Raw genomic sequence first — 5,600 nt, 5'->3', positions numbered from 1 at the left:
CCTACGCGCTGTGCCTGGCGCTGCTGGATAGGGACACGCCGCTGTGGCTGGCGCCGAGCTTCGACACCCCGCTGATCCGCGCCAACCTGGCCTTCCACTGCGGCTGCCCGCTGACGGCGACGCGCGAAGACGCCGTGTTCGCATTGCTCGGCGAACAGGACCTGCTCGACCTCAGCGGTTTTGACCACGGCAATGACCGCTACCCCGACCAGTCCTGCACCTTGCTCGTGCAGCTCACCGACCTGGAAGCCGGCCGCGGCCTTAGCTGGCGCGGTCCCGGCATCCACACGCAACGCCGCGTGAACCTGCCAGTGCCGCAAGCATTCTGGCTGGAGCGCCAACGCCGCGAAGCTTTCCCGCGCGGCCTGGACGTGTTGTTTGCCGCCGGCCACCACCTGATCGGCCTGCCACGCAGCAGCCGCGTTACAGAGGAGCACGCCTGATGTACGTAGCCGTCAAAGGTGGCGAACAGGCCATCGACAATGCCCACCGCCTGCTGGCGAAAAAACGCCGGGGCGATACCGCGATTCCGGAACTCGGCGTGGCGCAAATCCGCGAGCAACTGCCCCTGGCCGTGGCGCGGGTGATGACCGAAGGCTCGCTGTTCGATGAAGAACTCGCCGCGCTGGCGATCAAGCAAGCGGCGGGGGACTTGGTGGAGGCGATCTTTCTGCTGCGCGCCTACCGCACCACCTTGCCGCGCTTCGCCTCGAGCCTGCCGATTGATACCGCGCAGATGGTGTTGAGCCGGCGCCTGTCGGCCACGTTCAAGGACGTGCCCGGTGGGCAACTGCTCGGCCCGACCTTCGACTACACCCATCGGCTGCTGGATTTTTCGCTGTTGGCCGACGGTGAATACCCCGGCCCGCAGACCACGCCCGAGGCGCGCATCGAAGCCTGCCCACGGGTGCTCGGTTTGCTCGCCAAGGAAGGCCTGATCAAACCCGAAACCGACGATAACGCCAGCGTCGCCGACATCACCCGCGACCCGCTGGAATACCCGGCCAGCCGCGCCGAACGCCTGCAGGCCCTGGCCCGTGGCGATGAGGGTTTCCTGTTGGCGCTGGGTTATTCGACCCAACGCGGCTACGGCCGCAACCACCCGTTTGCCGGTGAGATTCGCATCGGTGACGTGCAGGTGTGGATTGAACCCGAAGAATTGGGCTTCCCGATCTGCCTGGGCAGTATCGAGGTGACTGAGTGCGAGATGGTCAACCAGTTCGTCGGCTCGGCCACCGAGCTGGCGCAATTCACCCGTGGTTACGGACTGGCGTTCGGGCATGCCGAGCGCAAGGCCATGGGCATGGCGCTGGTCGACCGTTCGCTGCGCGCCGAGGAATACAACGAAGAGGTGGTGTCGCCGGCCCAGCGCGAAGAGTTCGTGCTGGCCCACTGCGACAACGTCGAGGCGGCGGGCTTTGTCTCGCATCTCAAATTGCCTCACTACGTGGACTTCCAGTCCGAGCTGGAACTGATCCGCAAACTGCGCCAACCGGCTGAGGGCCCCCGCCATGAATGACCGCGATCCGGCGTATAACTTCGCCTACCTCGACGAGCAAACCAAACGCATGATCCGCCGCGCCTTGCTCAAGGCCGTGGCGATCCCCGGTTACCAGGTGCCATTTGGCGGCCGCGAGATGCCATTGCCGTACGGCTGGGGCACCGGCGGCATGCAATTGACCGCCGCCATTCTTGGTGCGGATGACGTGCTCAAGGTCATCGACCAGGGCGCGGACGACACCACCAATGCCGTGTCGATCCGGCGCTTTTTTGCACGCACGGCGGGTGTCGCTACCACTGAAGCCACGCCGGACGCCACGGTAATCCAGACCCGTCACCGCATCCCGGAAACCCCGCTGCAGGCTGGGCAGATCATGGTGTACCAGGTGCCGATCCCCGAGCCGCTGCGTTTTATCGAACCGTCGGAAACCGAGACGCGCACCATGCACGCCCTCAATGACTACGGGGTGATGCAGGTAAAGCTCTACGAAGACATTGCCACCTTCGGCCATATCGCCACGGCTTACGCCTACCCGGTGAGGGTGGACGAACGCTACGTGATGGACCCGTCGCCGATCCCCAAATTCGACAACCCGAAACTCGACATGAGCCCGGCGCTGATGCTGTTCGGCGCCGGGCGCGAAAAACGTTTGTACGCGGTGCCGCCGTATACCCAGGTCAGCAGCCTGGACTTCGAAGACCACCCGTTCGAAGTGCAGAAATGGGCGCACAACTGCGCCATTTGCGGCAGCCACGATTCCTTCCTTGATGAGCTGATTCTGGACGACGCCGGGACCCAGAGTTTTGTGTGTTCCGACACCTGGTATTGCGCCCAGCGCGTGAAGGAGAACACCCAGTGAGCCAGCCGTTATTGCAAGTGCGCGACCTGTCTTTGCTCTATGGCCCGGAGAAGGGCTGCCAGGGCGTCAGTTTCGATCTGTACCCCGGCGAAGTGCTGGGGATTGTCGGCGAGTCCGGCTCGGGTAAATCCACCTTGCTCTCGCTATTGAGCGGGCGCCTGCCACCGCACGCCGGAAGCATCGGCTACCGCAGCAAGGACGGCGAATGGCTCGACCTCTACAGCGCCAGTGAAGCCGAGCGCCGCACCTTGCTGCGCACCGAGTGGGGCTTTGTCGAGCAGAACCCGCGCGACGGTTTGCGCATGGGCGTGTCGGCCGGCGCGAATATCGGCGAGCGGTTGATGGCGCAGGGCGTGCGCAACTATGCGCAACTGCGCGGCGCCGGTCTGGACTGGCTCGGCCAGGTGGAAATCGACCCGGCGCGTATCGATGACTTGCCGCGCACCTTCTCCGGCGGCATGCAGCAGCGCCTGCAAATCGCGCGCAACCTGGTTTCCAGCCCGCGCCTGGTGTTCATGGACGAGCCCACCGGCGGCCTGGATGTGTCGGTGCAAGCGCGCCTGCTCGACCTGCTGCGCGGCCTGGTGCGTGAGCTGGACCTGGCGGTGGTGATCGTCACCCACGACCTGGCCGTTGCGCGGCTGCTGGCCGACCGCCTGATGGTGATGCGCCGCTCGCGGGTGGTGGAAACCGGGCTGACCGATCAGATCCTCGACGATCCACAGCACCCTTACTCTCAACTGCTGGTGTCTTCGGTATTGCAGCCATGACGAATGCCTTGATCGAGGTCCGTGACCTCTCGAAAACCTTCACCCTGCACCCGCAGAACGGCGTGGTGCTGAACGTGCTGCGCGGGGTGGATTTCAGTGTGCAGGGCGGCGAATGTCTGGTGCTGCATGGCGAGTCCGGCGCGGGTAAAAGCACCTTGCTGCGCACGCTGTACGGCAACTATCTACCGGCGGGCGGCAGCATTCGCGTGCGGCATGCCGGTGAGTGGCTGGAACTCGTCGGCGCCGAGCCGCGCGCCATCTTGCAGGTGCGCCAGCAAACCCTCGGTTACGTCAGCCAGTTCCTGCGTGTGATCCCGCGCGTGGCCTGCCTGGACGTGGTGATGGAGCCTGCATTGGCCCGTGGCTGGTCGAGGGCCAATGCGCAGTCACGCGCCGAGCACTTGCTCACGCGCCTGAATATTCCCCGGCGCCTGTGGCAACTGGCGCCCGGCACCTTCTCCGGGGGCGAGCAACAGCGGGTCAACATTGCCCGCGGCTTCATGGTCGAGTGGCCGGTGATGCTGCTGGACGAGCCCACCGCGTCGCTGGACGACAACAACCGCCAGGTGGTGCTGGAACTGATGAACGAAGCCAAGGCGGGCGGTGCCGCGCTGATCGGCATCTTCCACGACCGCGCCGCCCGTGAAGCGGTCGCCGATCGCCATTTCGACATGACCCCCACACCTGTTGCCGCAGAGGAATACGCCCATGCCCGCTGAACAGATCCTCAGTAATGCCCAGGTCGTCACGGCTGAGCGCATGTTCCTCGGCACCGTGGTACTGCGCGACGGCACGATTGTCGACATCGCCGAAGGCCGCAGCCAGTTGCCCCAGGCCCAGGACCTGGGCGGTGATTGCCTGCTGCCGGGCCTGGTGGAATTGCACACCGACAACCTGGAAAAGCACATGACCCCGCGCCCCGGCGTGGACTGGCCGTCGACCTCGGCGGTGCTCAGCCATGACGCGCAGATCATCGCGGCGGGGATCACCACGGTGTTCGACGCGGTGTCCATCGGCGACGTGAACCCCAAGGGCAACCGCATGAAAAAGCTGCCGGCGATGCTCGATGCCATCGCCGCCGCCGAGGGTGCCGGCCTGACCCGCGCCGAGCACCACCTGCACCTGCGTTGCGAGCTGTGCCACCCGGACACCCTCAGCGTGTTCCGCGATCTGGTGGAAAACCCGCTGGTGCGCCTGGTGTCGGTGATGGACCATTCGCCGGGCCAGCGCCAGTTTGTGCTGGAATCCAAGTACCGTGAGTACTACATGGGCAAGTACCACTTGAACGACGAAACCATGGACGCCTTCATCCTGCTGCAAATGGCCAACTCTCGGGAGTACAGCGACCGTTACCGCGCGGCCATTGTCGCGCATTGCCTGGCGCGCGGCTTGTCGGTCGCCAGCCATGACGACGCGACGCTGGCGCACGTGGAGGAGTCGGCGCGCTACGGCATGAGCATCGCCGAATTCCCCACCACGCTGGAAGCGGCTAAGGGCTGCCAGGCGTTGAACATGAAAGTGTTGATGGGCGCGCCGAACGTGGTGCGCGGTGGGTCGCACTCGGGTAATGTGGCCGCCGCCGGCCTGGCGGCCGAGGGCTTGCTGGATATACTGTCCAGCGACTACTACCCGGCCAGCCTGTTGCAGGCGGCGTTCGTGCTGGCCGATCAACAGGACGGCGGCGACCTGGCACGCGCGGTCAAGATGATCAGCCTGGCGCCCGCGCGAGCGGCGGGCCTGACCGATCGCGGTGAAATTGCCATCGGCCTGCGCGCCGACCTGGTACAGGCCCGCAGCCGCGAAGGGCTTCCTGTAGTGCAACAAGTCTGGCGACAGGCAAAGAGGGTGTTTTGATGGCGGGCAGGTTGATCTATCTCATCGGGCCATCGGGTTCGGGCAAGGACAGCCTGCTGGATGCCGCACGCCCACGCTTGGCCGAGCGCGGCTGCCGCATCGTGCGCCGGGTCATCACCCGTTCGGCCGAGGCGGTGGGCGAGGCTGCCCAGGGCGTGAGCCCGGCACAGTTCGCCGCGATGGACGCCGAGGGCGCGTTTGCCCTCAGTTGGCAGGCGAATGGGTTGTCCTATGGCATCCCTCGCGAGATCGACGACTGGCTGGCGGCGGGGGAGGACGTGTTGGTCAACGGCTCCCGCGCGCACCTGGCGCAAACCCGCGAGCGCTATCCGCGTGTGTTGGTGCTGTTGCTGACGGTGGATCAGGCCGTGCTGCGCCAGCGCCTGATCGCACGCGGGCGTGAAGCCCTGGCGGATATCGAGGCGCGCCTGGCGCGCAATGCGCGGTTCACCGCTGAGCTGATCGCCGGCAATGGCGCCGGGTTGTTCGTGCTGGACAATTCCGGCCCGCTGGAACATAGCGTCGAGCGCCTGCTGTGCTGCCTGGACCACGGGCACTCGGCATGCGCCTGACCTTGCTCGGCACCGGCGACGCGCGGCAAGTCCCGGTGTATGGC

Annotated in this window: 7 protein-coding genes; all 7 read left to right on the top strand. The window is 65.7% G+C overall.

All coding sequences use genetic code 11. The features are described 5' to 3' along the window. Positions 1–443: phosphonate C-P lyase system protein PhnH (phnH, locus tag WBR57_RS17295; protein WP_424084965.1), on the top strand; the 443-nt coding region annotated here is incomplete at its 5' end. Then, positions 443–1,519, top strand: a complete 1,077-nt coding sequence (locus WBR57_RS17290; protein ID WP_424084963.1) for a carbon-phosphorus lyase complex subunit PhnI — start codon at positions 443–445, stop codon at positions 1,517–1,519. The genes phnH and WBR57_RS17290, both read left to right, overlap by 1 nt. Continuing rightward, positions 1,512–2,360: an alpha-D-ribose 1-methylphosphonate 5-phosphate C-P-lyase PhnJ gene (locus tag WBR57_RS17285; RefSeq protein ID WP_424084961.1), complete on the top strand. Its 849-nt coding sequence runs from the start codon at positions 1,512–1,514 to the stop codon at positions 2,358–2,360. The genes WBR57_RS17290 and WBR57_RS17285 overlap by 8 nt, the downstream gene beginning before the upstream one ends. Further along, positions 2,357–3,130 carry a phosphonate C-P lyase system protein PhnK gene (gene phnK, locus WBR57_RS17280; protein WP_424084959.1) on the top strand — a complete coding sequence of 258 codons (774 nt, stop codon included), beginning with the start codon at positions 2,357–2,359 and terminating at the stop codon, positions 3,128–3,130. The genes WBR57_RS17285 and phnK overlap by 4 nt, the downstream gene beginning before the upstream one ends. Next, positions 3,127–3,849, top strand: a complete 723-nt coding sequence (phnL, locus tag WBR57_RS17275) for a phosphonate C-P lyase system protein PhnL (RefSeq protein WP_424084957.1) — start codon at positions 3,127–3,129, stop codon at positions 3,847–3,849. Before phnK ends, phnL begins: the two co-directional genes overlap by 4 nt. Next, a complete protein-coding gene (locus WBR57_RS17270; protein ID WP_424084955.1) occupies positions 3,839–4,984 on the top strand; it encodes an alpha-D-ribose 1-methylphosphonate 5-triphosphate diphosphatase in 1,146 nt (381 codons plus the stop codon). The genes phnL and WBR57_RS17270 overlap by 11 nt, the downstream gene beginning before the upstream one ends. Then, positions 4,984–5,556 carry a phosphonate metabolism protein/1,5-bisphosphokinase (PRPP-forming) PhnN gene (phnN, locus tag WBR57_RS17265; RefSeq protein ID WP_424084953.1) on the top strand — a complete coding sequence of 191 codons (573 nt, stop codon included), beginning with the start codon at positions 4,984–4,986 and terminating at the stop codon, positions 5,554–5,556. Before WBR57_RS17270 ends, phnN begins: the two co-directional genes overlap by 1 nt. The last annotated feature ends 44 nt before the right edge of the window (positions 5,557–5,600 follow it).

Origin of the sequence: Pseudomonas sp., from assembly GCF_049590575.1 — a bacterium.
Taxonomy (GTDB): domain Bacteria; phylum Pseudomonadota; class Gammaproteobacteria; order Pseudomonadales; family Pseudomonadaceae; genus Aquipseudomonas.
This window is presented reverse-complemented; position numbering and strand designations above follow the sequence as displayed.